The 21,356-nt window shown below is 71.1% G+C and carries 2 protein-coding genes; both read right to left on the bottom strand.

Annotated features, from left to right (window positions below; genetic code table 11):
* Nucleotides 1-11: 11 nt before the first annotated feature.
* Nucleotides 12-12,242, bottom strand: coding sequence for a type I polyketide synthase (locus tag Pflav_RS44740; RefSeq protein WP_173033782.1), 12,231 nt, complete (start codon nt 12,240-12,242; stop codon nt 12-14).
* Complete coding sequence (locus tag Pflav_RS43150) at nt 12,206-21,343, bottom strand: type I polyketide synthase (protein WP_173033780.1); 9,138 nt, start codon at nt 21,341-21,343, stop codon at nt 12,206-12,208. The genes Pflav_RS44740 and Pflav_RS43150 overlap by 37 nt, the downstream gene beginning before the upstream one ends.
* Nucleotides 21,344-21,356 lie beyond the last annotated feature (13 nt).

The raw sequence follows: 21,356 nt of genomic DNA, 5'->3' as shown, positions 1-21,356 counted from the left end.
TTCAGAACCGATCAGGACTGTGAGCTGCCCAGCGCTCGCTGCACGAGGCTGTCGACGTCCAGCTCGTCGATGACTTCTCCGCTGCCGGCGCTGGTTTCCGCCGGGCCCTTGTAGTCGGGGCGGGACAGCTGGAGCAGGGTCTCCATGAGGCCGGCGTCCCGGAAGCGGCTGACCGGGATGGCGGCCAGTACGCGCCTGATGTCGGCGTCGCTGGACTCGGCCGTGACTTCCCGTTCCTCGTCCGGCCCGAGGATGGCACCGAGCCGGGCCGCGAGCGCCTGGGGCGTCGGGTAGTCGAAGACGAGCGTGGTCGGGAGCCGTGTCCCGACGGCGGTGCTGAGCCCGTTGCGCAGTTCTACGGCGGTGAGGGAGTCGAAGCCCAACTCGAGAAACTCCTTGCTGATGTCGACCGCGGCCGGGTTGGTGTGGCCGAGCACGGCGGCGGTGTGGCCGCGCACCAGGTCGACGAGGATCCGCTCCCGCTCCGCTGCGTCCACAGTGGCCAGTCGCTCAGCGAACCCGGTGTCGACCGCGCCGGTGTCCACCGTGCGCCGGGCGGTGGTTTTCACAAGTCCGCGCAGTAGGGCGGGTACGGGCCTGGTGGTGGCTTGCGCCCGGATCGCGGCCAGGTCCAGACGGGTCGGCACCAACACCGCACCCACATCCGCATGCCCGGTCGCCAGATCGAACAGCTCCAAGCCCAGCTCTGGCGACAGCCCGGCGCCGACCCGGGAAACCCGGTCATGGCTGTCCGCGGAGAGGCGTCCGCCCATGCCATCGGCGTCCCACAGCCCCCACGCCAGCGACAACCCCGGCAAACCCTGGCCGCGTCGCACGGCCGCGAGCGCGTCGAGGTAGCTGTTGGCAGCCGCGTAATTGCCCTGCCCCGCAGCGCCGAGAGTGCCGGCGACCGAGGAGTACAACACAAACGCTTCCAGCGACATCCCCGCGGTCAACTCATGCAGATGCCACGCCGACTCCGCCTTCACCCGCATCACCGTGGCCAACCGCTCAGGAGTGAGCGACTCGATCAGCCCGTCGTCCAGCACGCCAGCCGTGTGCACGACCGCCCGCAGATCCACCCCATCGATAGCGGCGGCCAACGCCGCCCGATCGGTGACGTCCACAGACCGGACCACCACCTCAGCACCAGCCCCGGCCAGCTCCTCCACCAAACCGGTCGCACCCGCGGCGTCCATTCCAGACCGGGACAGCAGCAGAAGGCTCCGCACCCCATGTACGGCAACAAGATGCCGGGCCAACAGCGCGCCCAGTCCACCCGTGCCACCGGTGATCAACACCGTGCCGTCACCAGACCACGGCGACCTCTCGACCGGCCCACCAACAGCGGCCCGCGCAAGCCTCGGCAACAACACCTGCCCGTCGCGGACCGCCAACTGCGGCTCCAGGCCAGACAGCAGAACGTCGCCGTCGGTGTCGACCAGCACGAACCGGTCAGGATGCTCCGACTGCGCCGAACGCACCAAACCCCACACCGAAGCAGCCACCAGATCCGTCACCGGCTCCACCGCACCGGAAGTCACGATCACCAGGCGCGACGATGCACACCGCTCGTCGGCAAGCCACCCCTGCACCAACCCCAGCACCGCAGCCACATCCAGCGCCCGATGCGCCACCACCTCGGGCACCTCGGCCAGACCAGCGAGCGAGCCAGCATCCGCTACCCACATCGCCGAGTCCGGCAACACCTCACCGGCCGGGCCGGGCACCCAATCGACCCGGAACAGCGAGTCGGAGCCGGACCGGGCCGCCGTGGCGGTGACCGGCCGCAACGCCAGCGACTCGACCGAGGCGACGGCCATGCCGGTGGGGTCGGCGATGGTCAGGGCGATCCCGCCGCCGGCCGCTTGGGAGAGGCGCACCCGCAGGCCGGCCGCGCCGGCGGCGTGCAGCCGTACGCCACGCCACTCGAACGGCACACCCGCCAAACCGGGGCCTTCCCAATCGCTGAGGTTCAACGCGTGCAGCGCCGCGTCCAACAGAGCCGGGTGCAGACCGAACCGGCCCGCCTGATCGACAGCCGACCGCGGCAGGGCCACCTCCGCGAACAGGTCGTCGCCGGCCTTCCACACCGCCTGGACGCCCTGGAACACCGGCCCGTACGACAGCCCGATCGCCGCCAGCTCCGGATAGATCTCGTCCACCGGCAGCGACTCGGCTCCCGCCGGCGGCCACTGAGCCAGCGGCTCCGGCACCTGCGCGGAGGCGGTGGCCAGCAGGCCGCTGGCGTGCCGCGTCCACCCAGGGTCGCCGTCCGCGATGCGGGAGTGGACGAAGACGGGCCGGCGGCCTTCGGCGTCGGGCGCGCCGACGTTGACCTGGAGCTGCACGGCACCACGCTCGGGGAGCACCAGCGGCGCCTGGAGGGTCAGCTCTTCGAGCAGGTCGGCGCCGACCTCGTCGCCGGCCCGGACCGCCATCTCCACCAGCGCGGTGCCGGGTAGCCATACGGCGCCGGCGACCGCGTGGTCGGCCAGCCATGGGTGCGTCGACAGCGACAGGCGGCCGGTCAGCACCACACCGTCGCCGTCGGCGAGGCTGACCGCCGCGCCGAGCAGCGGGTGCCCGGCGGCTCCGAGACCGGCGGCGGCCACGTCGCCCGCGGCACCCGGTGCCTCCTCCAGCCAGTACCGCTCGTGCTGGAACGCGTACGTGGGCAGCTCCACGATCCGCGGCCGGTGCGGGGCGAAGAACGCCTCCCAGTCGACGTCGACACCGTGGCCGTGCAACCCGGCCAACGCGGAGACCGCAGCCTCGACCTCGTCCCGGTCCGCGCGCAGCGAGGCGATCGCGGCCGCGTCCTCATTGGACTCGGCTATGAGCGCGGTCAGTACGCCGTCGGGGCCGAGCTCCAAGAACGTGGTCACGCCCTGCTCGGTGAGCCACGCGACAGTGTCGGCGAAGCGGACTGGCCGGCGTACGTGCTGGACCCAGTAGTCGGCGGTACTCACCGGCTCGGGTGTCGGCAGCAGCGGCTCCCGGAACGTGACGCCGGTGAGGGCGGCGGCGAAATCGTCGAGCATCGGGTCCATCAGCGGTGAGTGGAACGCGTGCGAGACCGCCAGCCGCTTCACCTTCCGGCCTTCATCCCTGAAGTGGGCCTCAAGGGTGTCGATCTGCGCGGCGTCACCGGCGATGACCACCGACGACGGCCCGTTGACCGCCGCGACACTGACCAGATCGGTCAGGCGCGGCAGCGCCTCCGCCTCGGTCGCGCGCACGGCCAGCATCGCCCCACCAGACGGCAGCGCCTGCATCAACGACGAACGCGCCGCCACCAACCGCGCCGCATCCGCCAGCGAAAACACACCGGACACATAGGACGCCGCGATCTGCCCGATCGAGTGACCGGCCACGAAGTCGGGGCTCACACCCCACGCCTCGAACTGGGCGAACAACGCCACCTCGACCGCGAAGATCGCCGGCTGGGCAAACAGGGTCTGACCCAACGCGTCGGCGTCGGACCACATCGCCTCCGCCAGTGGACGCGGCAGCAGACCGTCGAACGCCGCGCACACCTCGTCGAATTTCTCCGTGAACACCGGCAGCACACCATGCAACTGCCGGCCCATACCCAGGCGCTGTGAACCCTGACCGGTGAACACCACAGCCAAGCGACCACCACCACCGGCGGTCACACCGTTCGTGAACCCGCCGGCCACCTCCTCCACAGTGGAGCCGACCGCGTATGCCCGATGCGCGAACCGGGCCCGGGCCGTCGCGAGCGTGTAGGCCACATCCACGGCCCGCACACCCGAGGCAGCCGCCGCGAACTCCGTGAGCCGGGCCGCCTGCGCCCTTAGCGCCTCCTCGCTCTTGCCCGACACCAGCCACGGGACGGCGGGCGCGAGGTCTTCGACCGGGGACTGTGGCGCGTCGCCCTCTTCCAGGATCACGTGGGCGTTGGTGCCGCTGATGCCGAAGGAGGAGACGGCTGCCCGGCGGGGACGCCCGTTCGGCTTCCACTCGACCGGCTCGGTCAGCAGCTCGACGGCGCCGGCCGTCCAGTCGACCTCCGGTGTCGGCGCGTCGAGGTGCAGCGTCTGGGGCAACATCTCGTGCCGCATCGCCATGATCATCTTGATGACACCGGCGGCGCCCGCGGCGGCCTGGGTGTGGCCGATGTTCGACTTGATCGAGCCAAGCCACAGTGGACGCTCACGGCCCTGCCCGTACGTGGCCAGCAGTGCCTGCGCCTCGATGGGGTCACCGAGCTTCGTGCCGGTGCCGTGTGCCTCGACGACGTCGACCTCGGCGGGCGTCAGCTGGGCGTTCGCCAGCGCCTGGAGGATGACCCGCTCCTGAGACGGGCCGTTGGGGGCGGTGAGGCCGTTGCTGGCACCGTCCTGGTTGACCGCGCTGCCCCGGAGTACGGCCAGCACCCGGTGCCCGTTGCGGCGGGCGTCCGACAGCCGCTCGACCACGAGCACGCCGGCGCCCTCGGCCCAGCCCACACCGTCGGCCGAGGCGGAGAACGACTTGCACCGGCCGTCGGAGGAGAGCCCGCCCTGCCGGCTGAACCCGGCGAACGTGACCGGGGTGAACATGACCGTCACGCCGCCGGCCAGCGCGAGGTCGCACTCCCCCTGCCGCAGCGCCTGGGCGGCCAGGTGCAGTGCCACCAGCGACGACGAGCACGCGGTGTCCACTGTGACCGCCGGGCCTTCCAGCCCGAACGAGTACGCCAGGCGGCCGGAGATGACACTGCCGGCGTTGCCCGTGTCGACGAATCCCTGCACGTGCTCGGGGATGTTGGCGAGGCGGGTGGCGTAGTCGTGGTACATGACACCGGCGAAGACGCCGGTCGGGCTGCCCTTGAGCGAGGTCGGGTCGATGCCGGCGCTCTCGAACGCCTCCCACGAGGTCTCCAGCAGGAGCCGCTGCTGCGGGTCCATCGCCAGGGCCTCGCGCCGGCCGATCCCGAAGAAGTCGGGGTCGAAGTGGGCCGCCTCGTACAGGAACCCACCTTCGGGGCGGTAGTCCCGCTCCGGGTGGTCGGAGTTGCTTTCGAAGACGCTGCCGAGGTCCCAGCCGCGGTCGTCCGGGAAGGCGGAGACGCCGTCGCCGCCGGTGGCGACGAGTCGCCACAGGTCGTCGGGGGTTTCGACACTTCCCGGGTACCGGCAGCTCATGCCCACGATCGCGACCGGCTCGTCGGCGATGGGCCGGGTTCGGACGGCGACCTCCCTGCGGGTGCCGGAGACCTGCGCGTGGAGGTGCGCGGCGAGGGCGGCCGGGTTGGGATAGTCGAAGATCAGGGTCGCGGAGAGCCGCATGCCGGTGGCACCGGTGAGGGCGTTTCGGAGCTCGACGGCGGTGAGGGAGTCGAAGCCGAGCTCCATGAACTCCTTGCTGATGTCGATCGCCGCTGGGTTGGTGTGGCCGAGCACGGCGGCGGTGTGGCCGCGCACAAGGTCGACGAGGATCCGCTCCCGCTCGGCTGCGTCCAATGTGGCCAGTTGTTCGACGAACGCGACGTTGCCGGCATTGGCCGCGACGGTCCGGCGGGCCGGAGCCCGCACAAGTCCGCGCAGCAGTGCGGGGATCGGCCGGGTCGCGGCCTGCGCCCGGATCGCGGCCAGGTCCAGACGAGTCGGCACCAACACCGCACCCACATCCACATGCCCGGTCGCCAGGTCGAACAGCTCCAACCCCAGCTCCGGCGACAGCCCGGCGCCGACCCGGGAAACCCGGTCGTGACTATCCGCCGAGAGGCGTCCGCCCATGCCGTCGGCGTCCCACAGCCCCCACGCCAGCGACAGCCCGGGCAGGCCTTGCTCGCGTCGCATGGCCGCGAGCGCGTCGAGGTAGCTGTTGGCAGCCGCGTAATTGCCCTGACCAGCGGCGCCGAGAGTGCCGGCGACCGAGGAGTACAGCACAAACGCTTCCAGCGACATCCCCGCGGTCAACTCATGCAGATGCCATGCCGACTCGGCCTTCGCCCGCATCACCGCGGCCAACCGCTCAGGTGTAAGCGACTCGACCAACCCGTCATCCAACACGCCAGCCGTGTGCACGACCGCCCGCAGATCCACCCCATCGATAGCGGCCGCCAACGCCACCCGATCCGTGACGTCCACAGACCGGACCACCACATCGGCACCGACCTCGGTCAGCTCCTCCACTAGACCAGCCGCACCGGGCGCGGAAAGGCCAGAACGGGATAGCAGCAGCAAGCTCCGCACCCCATGCGCAGCGACCAGATGACGGGCCAACAGCGCACCCAGCCCACCCGTGCCACCAGTGATCAACACCGTGCCATCGCCAGACCACGGCGACTTCTCAACCGGCCCACCAGGCGTCGCCCGCGCCAGCCTCGGCAACAACACCCGCCCGTCGCGGACCGCCAACTGCGGCTCCAGACCAGACAGCAGAACATCACCGTCGCTGTCCACCAACACAAACCGGTCAGGATGCTCCGACTGCGCCGAACGCACCAAACCCCACACCGAAGCAGCAGCCAGGTCACTCACCGGCTCCACCGCACCCGACGTCACCACAACCAGGCGCGACGACTCACACCGCTCGTCGGCAAGCCACCCCTGCACCAACCCCAACACCACAGCCACATCCAGCGCCCGATGCGCCACCACCCCGGGCACCTCGCCCAACGCCGCCAGAGCGCCGGCATCGGCCACCCACACGGTCGAATCTGGCAACGCCTCACCGGCCGGGCCGGGCACCCAATCGACGCGGAACAGGGAATCGGAGCTGGATCGGGTCTGCTCGACCGTCGCCGGCCGCAACGCCAGCGACTCGACCGACGCGACGGCCATGCCGGTGGGGTCGGCGATGGCGAGCGCGATCCCGCCAGCGGCTGCCCGGGAGAGGCGTACACGTAGGCCCCCGGCGCCGGCGGCGTGCAGCCGTACGCCACGCCATTCGAACGGCACACCCGCCAAGCCAGGGCCATCCCAGCCACTGACGTTCAACGAATGCAGCGCCGCATCCAACAACGCCGGGTGCAACCCGAACCGACCCGCCTGATCCACCGCCGTCTGCGGCAGAGCGACCTCCGCGAATAGGTCGTCGCCGGCCTTCCACACAGCCTGGACGCCCTGGAACACCGGCCCGTACATCAGCCCCAGCGCCGCCAACGCCGGGTAGATCTCGTCCACCGACTGCGCCACCGCGCCCGCCGGCGGCCACTGGGCGAGCAGCTCGGGAGCGGCGTGTGCGGGTGCGGTGGCGAGCAGGCCGCTGGCGTGGCGGGTCCACCCGGGGTCGCCGTCCTGGGGTCGGGAGTGGATCGACAGCGTGCGGCGGCCCTGCCCGTCCGCCCCTCCGACCGTCACCTGGATCTGGATCGCGCCGCGCTCGGCCAACACCAGCGGCGCCTCGAGGGTCAGCTCCTCGAGCAGATCGGCACCGACCTCGTCACCAGCCCGGACCGCCATCTCCACAAACGCCGTACCCGGCAGCCACACCGCGCCACCCACCACATGGTCGGCCAACCACGGATGCGTCGACAGCGACAGGCGACCGGTCAACACCACACCGTCACCATCAGCCAGGCTGACCGCCGCGCCGAACAGCGGGTGCCCGGCGGCGCCGAGGCCTGCGGCGGCCACATCGGCCGGTGTCCCGGTCTCGTCGATCCAGTACCTGGAGCGCTGGAACGCGTACGTCGGCACGTCGACGATCCGGGGCTGCCACGGGCCGAAGAACGCCTCCCAGTCCACCTCGACGCCATGACTGTGCAACCCGGCCAACGCGGTAACCGCGGCCTCGACCTCGTCCCGATCTCCGCGCAGCGACGCGACCGCGACCGCGTCCTGGCTCGACTCGGGGATCAGCGCGGTCAGGATTCCGTCCGGCCCGAGCTCTAGGAAAGTGCCCACACCCTGCCCAGCCAGCCACGAAACGGTGTCAGCGAAACGAACCGTCTGCCGCACGTGCCGCACCCAGTAGCCGGCGGTCGCGACAGGCTCCGCGAAGGGCAGCAACGGCTCCCGGAACGTCACATCGGCCAGAGCGGCGGCGAAATCGTCCAGCATCGGATCCATCAACGGCGAATGGAACGCATGCGAGACCGTCAACCGCTTAACCTGCCGGCCTTCAGCGCGGAAGAGGGCTTCGAGCGCGTCGACCTGGCCGCCGTCACCGGCCACCACGACCGACGTGGGCCCGTTCACCGCAGCCACGCTCACCAGGTCCGTCAGATGCGGCAACACCTCGGCCTCGGTGGCGCGGACCGCCAGCATCGCCCCACCAGACGGCAGCACCTGCATCAACGAGGAACGCGCCGCCACCAGACGAGCCGCATCCGCCAGGTCGAAGACACCGGACACATAAGACGCCGCGATCTGACCGATCGAATGACCGGCCACAAAGTCCGGGCTCACACCCCATGCCTCGAACTGCGCGAACAACGCCACCTCAACCGCGAAAATCGCCGGTTGGGCATACAAGGTCTGGCCCAACGCCTCAGCATCGGACCACATCACCTCAGCCAGCGGACGCGGCAGCAGGCCGTCGAACGCGGCGCACACCTCGTCGAACCTGGCAGTGAACACCGGCAGCACACCATGCAGCTGCCGGCCCATACCCAGCCGCTGCGAACCCTGACCGGTAAACACCACAGCCAGCCGGCCAACGCTCGGTGTCACGCCGGTCGAGAAGCCCAAGCCATCCGCTGTGGAGCCGACCGCGTACGCCCGATGCGCGAACCGGGCCCGCGCCGTCGCCAACGTGTACGCGACATCCACCGGCCGCACACCAGCATCCGCCACGAACGACGCCAGCTGCGAAGCCTGAGCCAGCAGCGCCGACTCGGTCTTGCCCGACACCAGCCACGGCACCACCGGCGCCGGATCGTCCACGATGTCGACGGAAGGTGCGTCACCCTCCTCGACGATCACGTGGGCGTTGGTGCCGCTCACTCCGAACGAGGAAACACCAGCCCGGCGCGGATGCCCGTTCGCCTCCCACCGCACCGGCTCGGTCAACAACTCGACCTTCCCGGCCGACCAATCGACCTCAGGCGTCGGCGCGTCCACGTGCAACGTGCGCGGCAACGTCCCGTGCCGCATCGCCATCACCATCTTGATAATCCCGGCCACACCAGCAGCAGCTTGCGTGTGACCGATGTTCGACTTCACCGAGCCAAGCCACAGTGGACGCTCACGACCCTGCCCATACGTGGCCAGCAACGCCTGCGCCTCGATCGGGTCACCTAGTCGGGTGCCGGTCCCGTGGGCCTCTACAGCGTCTACATCGGACGGTGACAGCCGTGCACTGGCGAGGGCCTGGCGGATCACGCGCTCCTGCGACGGGCCATTCGGCGCGGTCAGACCGTTGCTAGCACCGTCCTGGTTGACCGCACTACCACGCAGCACCGCCAGGACCTTGCGCCCACTGGCCCGCGCATCCGACAGCCGCTCCACCAGCAGCAGCCCGACACCCTCACCCCAACCAGTGCCATCAGCGGCAGCCGCGAACGCCTTGCACCGGCCATCCACCGCCAAACCACGCTGCCGACTGAACTCGACGAAGGCACCCGGCGTCGACATCACCGTCACACCACCAGCCAACGCCAGATCACACTCACCCTGACGCAACGCCTGCGCCGCCAAATGCAACGCCACCAACGACGACGAGCACGCAGTGTCCACAGTGACCGCAGGCCCTTCGAGGCCGAACGAGTACGCCAACCGGCCCGACACCACACTCGCGCCGTTACCCGTCATCACGTACCCCTCAGAGCCGGCCGGCGCACCAGCCAGCAGCGCGGCATAGTCCTGCCCGTTGGTACCGACGAACACACCGGTCTGGCTGCCCCGCAGCAACACCGGGTCCACACCAGCCCGCTCGAACACCTCCCACGAGGTCTCCAGCAACAACCGCTGCTGCGGATCCATCGCCGTCGCCTCACGCGGACTAATCCCAAAGAACGCCGGATCGAAGCCACTCACATCGGACAGAAAGCCACCAGTGCGGGTATAGCTCGTACCCGGCCGATCCGGATCCGGATCGAACAACGCATCGACATCCCAGCCACGATCGGACGGAAACTCCGACATGCCATCGCCGCCAGCCGCTAGCAACGCCCACAGCTCCTCCGGCGACGACACCCCACCAGGGAAACGGCAACTCATCCCGACGATCGCGATGTCTTCTTCGGCCACCACCACCGGGCGGCGCACCGCCACCACATCGGAGCCAGCCACCTGGCTGACCAGATGCGCCGCCAACGCGGTCGGGTTGGGATGGTCGAAGACAAGCGTCGACGGCAACCGCAGGCCAGTGACCGCAGCAAGGCCGTTACGCAACTCCACCGCGGTCAGCGAGTCGAAACCCATCTCGTTGAACGCTCGCACCGGATCCACCGCATCAGCCGAGCCATGGCCCAGCACCGCAGCCGCCTGGCCGCGCACCAGATCTAGCACCAGCCGCTCCTGCTCCACACGGGACAGCCCCGCCAGCCGCTCGGCGAGAGCTGAGCCGCCACCGGGTAGTGCCGCCTCGACGGTCCGCCGGGCGGTGATTTTCACGAGTCCGCGCAGCAGTGCGGGGATCGGCCGGGTCGCGGCCTGCGCCCGGATCGCGGCCAGGTCCAGACGAGTCGGCACCAACACCGCACCCACGTCCACATGCCCAGTCGCCAGATCGAACAGCTCCAGGCCCAGCTCCGGCGACAGCCCCGCACCGACCCGAGAAACCCGATCGTGACTATCCGCGGAGAGGCGCCCGCCCATGCCATCGGCGTCCCAGAGCCCCCACGCGAGCGACAGCCCGGGCAGGCCTTGCTCACGGCGCAACGAGGCGAGCGCGTCCAAGAAGCTGTTCGCCGCAGCGTAGTTGCCCTGACCAGCGGCGCCGAGGGTACCGGCGACGGAGGAGTACAGTACGAACGCTTCCAGCGACATCCCAGCGGTCAACTCGTGCAGATGCCATGCCGACTCGGCCTTCGCCCGCATCACCGCAGCCAGCCGATCAGGCGTAAGCGACTCGACCAGGCCGTCGTCCAGCACACCTGCCGTGTGCACGACCGCCCGCAGATCCACCCCATCGATAGCGGCGGCCAACGCCGCCCGATCCGTGACGTCCACAGACCGGACCACCACCTCAGCACCAGCCCCGGCCAGCTCCTCCACCAGAGCGGCCGCACCGGGCGCGGAGAGACCAGAACGGGACAGCAGCAGCAAGCTCCGCACCCCATGCGTAGCGACCAAATGACGGGCCAACAGCGCACCAAGCCCACCCGTGCCACCGGTAATCAACACGGTGCCGTCAGCCGACCACGGCGACTCCTCGACCGGCCCACCAGGCGTCGCCCGCGCCAGCCTTGGCAACAACACCCGCGCGTCGCGGACCGCCAACTGCGGCTCCTGACCAGACAGCAGAACATCACCGTCGGTGTCGACCAGCACGAACCGGTCAGGATGCTCCGACTGCGCCGAACGCACCAAACCCCACACCGAAGCAGCCACCAGATCACTCACCGGCTCCACCGCACCCGACGTCACCACAACCAGACGCGACGACTCACACCGCCCGTCGGCAAGCCACCCCTGCACCAACCCCAACACCACAACCACATCAACCGCACGATGCGCCACCACCCCGGGCACCTCGCCCAGACCAGCGAGCGAGCCAGCATCCGCCACCCACATCGCCGAATCCGGCAGCGCCTCACCGGCCGGACCGGGCACCCAATCGACCCGGAACAGCGAGTCGGAGCCCGACCGCACCTGCTCGACCGGCACCGGCCGCAAGGTCAACGACTCCACCGCCGCCACCGCCGCCCCGGACGGGTCCGTGACGAGCAGGGCCCAGGTGTCGGTGCCGGTGGGGGTCAGGCGGGCGCGGATGGCGGGCGCACCGGTGGCCAGCAGCCGTACGCCGTTCCATCGCGCGTACATCGTGTCGGGCTCGCCGATCACGCCGAGGAGTGCCTCCAGCAGTGCCGGGTGCACGCCGTACCGGCCGCCGGTCTCGTCATCCAGTCCAGCCTCGACGAAGAGCTCGTCGTCGCGCCGCCAGATCGAGCCCAGAAGTTCGCTGTCCACCGGTGGTACCGGCTGGGCGCCGGCCGGTGGCCACTGCTTCAGGTCGTCGGCCGGCGCGCCGAATGCGCTGCTCAGCGTGCCGGTGGCGTGGCGCCGCCAGTCCGCCTCGCCGTCCTCTGTACGGGAGTGGACGGTCACGGGTCGCTTGCCCTGCTCGCCGGCCGCGCCGACCGTCACCTGCACCTGTACCGCGCCGCGCTCTGGCAGCACGAGGGGGTGTCGAGCGTCAGCTCCTCCAGCAGGTCGGCGCCGACCTCGTCACCGGCCCGTACGACGAGTTCGAGGAAGGCGGCGCTGGGGAGCACGTGTACGCCGCCTACCTCGTAGCCGGCCAGCCAGGGGCGCGTCGACAGCGACAGGCGGCCGGTGAGGACGATCCCGTCGCCGTCGGCGAGGCTGACCGCCGCACCGAGCAGGGGGTGCCCGACGTCTGCCAGGCCGAGTCCGACCGGGTCACCGGTACGGGCAGCCGCGTCGTCGACCCAGAAGCGGGAGTGCTGGAACGCGTATGTGGGCACGTCGACAACGTGCGGCTGCCACGGGCTGAAGAACGCTTCCCAGTCGACGTCGACGCCGTGACTGTGCAGCCCGGCCAGCGCGGCGACCGCAGCCTCGACCTCGTCCCGATCCCCCCGCAACGACGCGACCGCGACAGCGTCCTGGCTCGACTCGGGGATCAACGCGGTCAACACACCCTCGGGCCCGAGTTCGAGGAACGTGCCCACACCCTGCTCAGCCAGCCAGGAGACCGTGTCAGCGAAACGAACCGGCTGCCGCACATGCCGCACCCAGTAGTCGACCGTCTCCACCGGCTCCGCGAACGGCAGCAACGGCTCCCGGAACTCCACACCGGCCAACGCGGCGGCGAAATCGTCCAGCATCGGATCCATCAACGGCGAATGGAACGCATGCGAGACCGTCAGCCGCTTGACCTTCCGACCCTCACCCCTCCAACGGGATTCGAGCGCGTCAATCTGGCCACCGTCACCGGCCACCACCACCGACGCCGGCCCGTTCACCGCCGCCACCGACACGAGGTCAGTCAGATGCGGCAGGACTTCCGCCTCGGTCGCGCGTACCGCCAGCATCGCCCCACCAGACGGCAACGCCTGCATCAACGACGAACGCGCCGCCACCAACCGCGCCGCATCCTCCAACGAAAACACGCCGGACACATAAGACGCCGCGATCTGACCAATCGAATGACCCGCCACAAAGTCCGGGCTCACGCCCCACGCCTCGAACTGGGCGAACAGAGCCACCTCGACCGCGAAAATCGCCGGCTGCGCATACAACGTCTGGCCCAACGCGTCGGCGTCAGACCACATCACCTCGACCAGCGGACGCGGCAGCAAACCGTCGAAGGCCGCACACACCTCGTCGAACTTCGCCGTGAACACCGGGAGCACACCATGCAGCTGCCGGCCCATACCCAACCGCTGCGAACCCTGACCGGTGAACACCACAGCCAGCCGACCGACGCTCGGCGTTACGCCGGTGGAGAACGTCGCACCTTCCACTGTCGAGCCGACCGCGTATGCCCGATGCGTGAACCGGGACCGGGCAGTCGCGAGCGTGTAGGCCGCATCCACCGGCCGCACACCAGCATCCGCCACGAACGACGCCAACCGCGAGACCTGATCCAGCAGCGCCGGCTCCCTCTTGGCCGACAGCAGCCATGGCAGCACCGGACCAGGGTCGGCCGCCGGCTCGGCGACCGGCAGCGGATCCCCTTCCTCCAAGATCACGTGCGCGTTGGTGCCGCTGATCCCGAACGACGACACAGCTGCCCGACGCGGCTGCCCATTCGCCTTCCACTCCACCGGCTCGGTCAACAACTCCACACGACCGGCCGACCAGTCCACCTCCGGCGTCGGCGCGTCCACGTGCAACGTTTGCGGCAGAAGATCGTGCCGCATCGCCAGCACCATCTTGATCACGCCCGCCACACCAGCGGCCGCCTGCGTATGACCGATGTTCGACTTCACCGAGCCGAGCCACAGTGGACGCTCACGTTCCTGCCCGTACGTGGCCAGCAGTGCTTGCGCCTCGATTGGATCACCCAACCGAGTGCCAGTGCCGTGCGCCTCGACAGCGTCCACATCGGACGGCGTCAGGCGAGCGTTCGCCAAGGCCTGGCGGATCACCCGCTCCTGAGACGGACCATTCGGCGCGGTCAGGCCGTTACTGGCACCGTCCTGGTTGACCGCACTACCCCGCAGTGTCGCGAGGACCCGGTGACCGTTGCGCCGCGCGTCCGACAGCCGCTCCACCAGCACCATGCCGACGCCCTCGGCGGCGCCCATGCCGTCGGCGGACGCGGAGAAGGCCTTGCAGCGCCCGTCGAGTGCGAGGCCGCCCTGCCGGCTGAACTCCTGGAACAGCCCGGGTGTCGACATCACGGTCACGCCGCCGGCCAGTGCGAGGTCGCACTCCCCCTGCCGCAGCGCCTGCGCCGCCAGGTGCAGCGCCACCAGCGACGACGAACACGCGGTGTCCACAGTGACCGCCGGCCCTTCCAGGCCGAACATGTAGGAGAGGCGCCCGGAGACGACGCTGCCCGCGTTGCCGGTCAGCACGTACCCCTCGAAGGTGGCGGGGTCGTTTGCCAGCAGGGTCGCGTAGTCGGTGGCACCCGCACCGGCGAAGACGCCGGTCGGCGTGCCGCGCAGCGAGGCCGGGTCGATCCCGGCGCGTTCGATCGCCTCCCAGGTCGCCTCCAGCAGGAGCCGCTGCTGCGGGTCCATCGCGGTGGCCTCGCGCGGGCTGATGCCGAAGAAGCCGGGGTCGAAGCTCGCCGCGCCGGTGAGGAAGCCGCCCTCGCGGGCGTGGCTGGTGCCGTACCGGTCGGGGTCCGGATGGAAGAGGGCGTCGATGTCCCAGCCGCGGTCGCCCGGGAAGCCGGTGATGCCCTCGCCGCCGGCGGCCAGCATCGCCCACAGCTGCTCGGGCGAGTCGACCCCGCCCGGGAAGCGGCAGCTCATGCCGATGATCGCGATGGGGTCGTCGGAGGCAGCCACGACGGTGGGGGCCCGGACGACGACCTCGCCGGCCGAACCGGCGATCTGCGAGCGCAGGTGCTCGGCGAGCGCGGTCACGTTGGGGTAGTCGAAGATCAGCGTCGTGGAGAGCCGCAGGCCGGTGACCGCGCTGAGGCCGTTGCGCAGCTCGACCGCGGTGAGAGAGTCGAAGCCCATCTCGTTGAAAGCGCGGCCGGCGTCGACTGTGTCGGGCGAGGCGTGTCCGAGCACCGTGGCAGCCTGCCCTCGTACCATGTCGATCAAAAGCTTTTCCTGCTCCCCGCGGGTGAGTCCGGCGAGGCGCTGGATGAGCGATGTGCTGTCGGTGGCCCCGTCCGATTGGACGGCGCGCCGCGCCGGCGGGCGGACCATGCTCCGCAGCGGCGCGGGGATCGGCCGCGCGGCGGCCTGCGCCCGGAGGGTGGCGAGGTCGAGCCGGGTGGGAGCGAGCGCGGGTTCGCCGAGAGCGCTGGCCGTGTCCAGCAGCGCGAGCCCTTCGGGGATGGTGATGGCGGCGCCGGAGCGGGCGATCCGCTGCATGTCGGCTTCGCTGAGGTGGGCGGTCATGCCGGTGCGCTCGGCCCACATGCCCCAGGCGAGCGCGGAGGCGGCGAGGCCTTCCGCGTGGCGCAGGTGGGCGAGGCCGTCGAGGAACGTGTTGGCGGCGGCGTAGTTGCCCTGTCCCGGGCCGCCGAAGAGGCCGGCGGTCGAGGAGAAGAAGACGAACGTGGTGACCGGCAGGTCGCGGGTCAGCTCGTGCAGGTGCCAGGCCGCGTCGACCTTGGGGCGCATGACCCGGTCGAGCCGCTCGGGGGTGAGCGAGGTGACGAGGCCGTCGTCGAGTACGCCGGCGGCGTGGACCACCCCGGTGAGCGGGTGTTCGGCCGGGATGGCGTCGATGACGGTCGCCAGCGCGGACCGGTCGGCGACGTCGCAGGCGACGATCTGCACGGTCGCGCCGTGCCCGGCGAGCTCGTCCCGCAGCTCGCCCGCGCCGTTGGCCGCGGGGCCGGAACGGCTGGCCAGCACGAGCCGGCGTACGCCGTGCGCGGAAACGAGGTGGCGGGCGACCGCACCGCCGAGCCCGCCGGTGGCGCCGGTGATGAGGACGGTGCCGGTCTTCTCCCAGCCCGTCGGGACGGTCAGCACGACCTTGCCGATGTGCCGCGCCTGGCTGAGGTGGCGGAACGCGTCGATCGCCCGGTGGATGTCCCAGGTGCGCACAGGCAGCGGGGTGAGCGAGCCGGCAGCGAAGAGCGCGAGGAGCTCGCGGAGCATCGCGTTGATCCGGTCCGGGCCGGCCTGGATGAGGTCGAAGGCCTGGTACCGGACGCCGGGGTGCTGCTCCGCGACCTCGCCGGGGTCGCGCGGGTCGGTCTTGCCCATGTCGACGAACCGGCCACCGCGCGGCATCAGCCGCAGCGAGGCATCGACGAACGGGCCGGCGAGCGAGTTGAGCACGACGTCGACGCCCCGCCCGCCGGTGCTCTCCGCGAAGGCGGCCTCGAAGTCGAGGGCGCGGGAGGTGGCGTACTCCCCCTCGGCGAACCCGCTGTCTCGCAGCGTGTCCCACTTGCCGGGGCTCGCCGTCGCCAGTACCCGGGCGCCGAGGTGCCGGGCGAGCTGGGTGGCGGCCATGCCGACGCCGCCCGTGCCGGCGTGGATCAGCACGGTCTCGCCGGACCGGAGGCCGGCCAGGTCGACGAGGCCGTACATGGCGGTGAGGTAGACGATCGGCACGGACGCGGCGGTCTCGAACGTCCAGCCGTCCGGCATCCGCACGAGCATCCGCTGATCGGTGACGGCGAGCGGGCCGAAGCCACCGGTGAGCAGTCCCATGACCCGGTCGCCGGGGGCGAGGCCGGTGACGTCCGGCCCGACCTCGACCACGACGCCGGCGCCCTCGGAGCCGGCCAGTGCCGCCTTGTCCGGGTACATGCCGAGGGCGACGAGGACGTCGCGGAAGTTGAGGCCGGCGGCGCGGACCGCGATGCGCACCTGGCCGGGCTCCAGTGCCGCCGCGGCGGCCGGCGCGTCGGCGAGGTGGACGTCGTCGAGCGTGCCGCGGCCGGTGGTCTCGATCCGCCAAGCCGCCGAGCCGATCGGTGGTACGAGCAGCCCGCCGGCGTTGGCGCGGGCGAGCCGGGGTACGACGAGCGTCCCCTGCCGGACGGCGAGCTGCGGTTCGCCCCCGTCGACGGCGGCGGCGAGCGTGGCCGCCGAGGCGGGTGCGGCGTCGAGGTCGGCGAGCACGAACTGGTCCGGGTTTTCCGCCTGGGCCGAGCGGACGAGGCCCCAGATGGCGGCGCCGGCCAGGTCGGTGACGGGTTCGCCGGCCGTGGCGGGTACCGCGCCGCAGGTCAGCACGACGAGCGGCAGGTCGGGCCAGGGCTGCTCGTCCAGCCAGGTCCGGAGTCCGTCCAGGGCATGGGCGGTCGCCGCGCGTACCTCGTCGGGCAGTGCCGGGCGGCCGGCGTTGCCGTGTACCGCGGGCGTGGCGAGGACGACCGTGGCGGGCTTGTCGCGGTGCTGGGCGGCGGCGGTGGCCAGGTCGGGGTAGGAGAAGGCCCGGATGCCGGCCGTGGTGAGGCGGGCGGCCAGGTCGGTGGTGCCGGCTCCGGCGAGGACCCAGGTGTCGCCGCTGACCGGGCGCTCAGGGGTGGGCAGGGTGACCCAGTCCATCCGGTAGAGCGCGTCGGAGCCGGCGCGGGCGGTGTCGAGCTGCTGCGTCGAGACCGGGCGCAGCACGAGCGAGTCGATCTGCGCAACCGGTGCACCGGACGCGTCCGCGACGAGCAGGGCCATGCCCCCGCCGGGCGCCGGGCTGAGGCGGACGTGCAGGGTGGCGGCGCCGGCGGCGTTGAGCCGGACCCCGTTCCAGGTGAACGGGAGGCCTTCGAGTCCGTTGCCCCGCCAGTCACCGGCGCCGGAGGCATGCAGGGCGGCGTCGAGCAGGGCCGGGTGGAGCCCGAAGCGGGCCGCGTCGGCGCGGTGGCTCTCCGGGAGCGTCACCTCGGCGAAGACCTCCTCGCCGCGGCGCCACACCGCCCGCAGGCCCTGGAACACCGGCCCGTACTCGAAGCCGAGCGGGACGAGCCGCTCGTACCAGCCGTCCATGGCGACCGGTTCGGCGCCCGGCGGCGGCCAGGTCGCCAGCTCGTCGGTGCTGGCCGGGGTGGTCCGGGTCGTGGCGAGGACGCCCTCGGCGTGCCGGGTCCACTCCGGGTCGCCGTCTTCGACGCGGGACCAGATGGCGATCTCGCGGCGGCCGGCGGGGCCGGGCTGGCCGACGCTGATCTGCACCTGTACGCCGCCGCGCTCGGGCAGCACGAGCGGGGCCTGGATGAGGAGCTCTTCGAGGTGGTCGGCGCCGATCTCGTCGCCGGCGCGGACGGCCAGCTCGACGAAGGCGGTGCCGGGCAGCAGCACGGTGCCCATGACGGCGTGGTCGGCGAGCCACGGGTGGGTCTTGAGGGAGATCCTGCCCGTGAGCAGCACCCCGTCGCCGTCGGCGAGGGTGACGGCCGCGCCGAGCAGCGGGTGGCCGGCGCTGCCGAGGCCGGCGGCGGTGACGTCGCCGGAGCCGGCGGGCGGGGTGAGCCAGTAGCGGCTGTGCTGGAACGCGTACGTGGGCAGCTCGACGGTCCGTGGCTGCACGCCGTCGAACGCGTGCTTCCAGGTGACGTCGACCCCGTTGGCGTACGCCACGCCGAGGCTCGTGAACAGGCGTTGCGGGCCGCCCTCGTCGCGGCGCAGCGTGCCGGTCACCCACGCCGGCGCGGCGGCCGCGTCGATGCTGTCCTGGATGCCAATCGTCAGTACCGGGTGGGCGCTGGCCTCCACGAAACCCCGGAAACCCTCGTCCAGCAACGTTTCCGTGGCGGCCGCGAACCACACCGTCTGGCGCAGGTTTCGGTACCAGTAACCGGCATCCGCCTGCGTACCGTCGACCCAACGGCGCTCCACAGTGGAGTACCAAGCTGTTTGGGCGGCCCGTGGCTTTACCGGCGCCAGCACCTCGACGAGCTGAGCTTCGATCGCCTCCACCTGCACCGAGTGCGACGCATAGTCCACCGCGATTCGCCGGTTGCGTACCTCCCGCGCGTCCAGGAACCTGACGAACTCGTCCACCGGCGCGACAAGGCCAGCCACCACCACCGAACCAGGGCCGTTGACTGCTGCGATCGACACACCGTCGTGGCCTTCGAGCAGCTCCTCGACCCGCTCCACCGACGCCGCCACCGACACCATCGCGCCGCCGCCGGCCAGCTCCCGCAACGCCTTCGACCGAAGCGCAACCACCCGCGCACCGTCCTCAAGCGACAGCGCACCCGCGACACAGGCGGCGGCGATCTCACCCTGCGAGTGACCAACGACTGCGGCCGGCTTGACATCGTAGGACTGCCACACCTGGGCCAGGGAGACCATGACCGCCCACAGCACCGGCTGGACCACGTCGACCCGCTCCAGCAGCTCCGGATCGGCGACGGCGTCCCGCAGATCCCAGTCCACGAAGGGCGCTAGGGCGGACGCGCAATCGTCGAACGCCGCCGCGAACACCGGCGAGTCCTCAAGCATTTCCACGGCCATGCCGACCCACTGCGAGCCCTGACCGGGGAACACGAACACCACACCCCGACCAGCACCCCCACCCGGACCCGCACCTTCGGGATCGGCGTCGGCGAAACCCCGCAGCGCCGCGCTCAGCTCCGCCACGTCACGACCCGCGACCACCGCCCGGTGCGGCATCCGCGACCGGGACAGCAGCGACCAGCCCACGTCCACCGGCTTCGACTCGCCGCCGGCGACGAACGACGCCAGCCGCGCGGCCTGGCCGCGCAGCGCCGCCTCGCTCCTGGCCGAGAGCACCCACGGCACCACCGGGGCCGAATCCTCCACCACCGGCTCCGGGGCGTCGCCCTCTTCGAGGATCACGTGCGCGTTGGTGCCGCTCACGCCGAACGAGGAGACACCGGCCCGGCGCGGATGCCCGTTGGGGCTCCACTCGACCGGCTCGGTCAGCAGCTCGATCGCGCCGGCCGTCCAGTCGACCTCGGGTGTCGGGGCGTCGACGTGCAGCGTCCGTGGCAGCATGCCGTGCCGCATCGCCATGACCATCTTGATGATCCCGGCGACGCCGGCGGCGGCCTGGGTGTGGCCGATGTTCGACTTCATCGAGCCGAGCCACAGCGGCTTTTCCCGACCCCGCCCGTACGTGGCCAGCAGCGCCTCTGCCTCGATCGGGTCGCCGAGGGTGGTGCCGGTGCCGTGCGCCTCCACGACGTCGATGTCGGCGGCGGTCAGCCGGGCCTCGGCCAGGGCCTGCCGGATGACCCGTTCCTGCGCGGGACCGTTCGGCGCGGTGAGGCCGCTGCTGGCACCGTCCTGGTTGACCGCGGTGCCCCGGACGATCGCGAGGACCCGGTGGCCGTGCTTGCGGGCCTCGGAGAGGCGCTCGACGAGGATGACGCCGACACCCTCGCCCCAGCCGGTCCCGTCGGCGGCGGCGGCAAAGGACTTGCAGCGGCCGTTGGCGGCGAGCCCGCGCTGCCGGCTGAACTCCACAAAGCCGGCGGGTGTGGCCATGATGGCGACGCCGCCGACCAGAGCGAGTGAGCACTCCCGCTTGCGCAGCGCCTGGATCGCGACGTGCAGGGCCACCAGTGACGAGGAGCAGGCGGTGTCGACGGTCATCGCCGGGCCCTCGAACCCGAACGTGTACGCGAGCCGGCCCGACATGACGCTGGCGGCGTTGCCGACGGTGAAGTAGCCCTCGATGCCCTGCGGGGCGGTCTTCACCAGCGCGCCGTAGTCCTGCATGCTCGTGCCGACGAAGACGCCGACGGCCTCGCCGCGCATCCCGGCCGGGTCGATCCCGGCCTGCTCGAACGCCTCCCACGAGGTCTCCAGCAGCAGCCGCTGCTGGGGGTCCATGGCCAGGGCTTCGCGCGGGTTGATACCGAAAAAGTCCGCGTCGAACTCACCGGCGCCGTGGATGAAGCCGCCTTCCTTCACGTACGTCTTGCCGAGCTGGTCCGGGTCGGGGTCGTAGATGGCGTCGACGTCCCAGCCCCGGTCGGGCGGAAACTCGGTCACGCCGTCGCCGCCGGTGGCGACGAGCTGCCAGAGGTCTTCGGGGCTGCGCACGTCTCCGGGGAAGCGGCAACCCATGCCGACGACCACGATCGGGTCCTGGTCGTCGGACTCGAGCTCCTTGAGCCGCCGGCGGGTGCGCTGGAGGTCCGCGGTGACGACCTTCAGGTAGTCGACGAGCTTCTCTTCTTTACTCATTTGCGCACCTCGG

It is taken from the genome of Phytohabitans flavus (genome assembly GCF_011764545.1).
GTDB lineage: Bacteria > Actinomycetota > Actinomycetes > Mycobacteriales > Micromonosporaceae > Phytohabitans > Phytohabitans flavus.
This window is presented reverse-complemented; position numbering and strand designations above follow the sequence as displayed.

Coding starts and splice junctions, on each gene's coding strand:
- Pflav_RS43150 (WP_173033780.1), bottom strand. CDS start 21,343: ATGAGTAAAGAAGAGAAGCTCGTCGACTACCTGAAGGTCGTCACCGCG.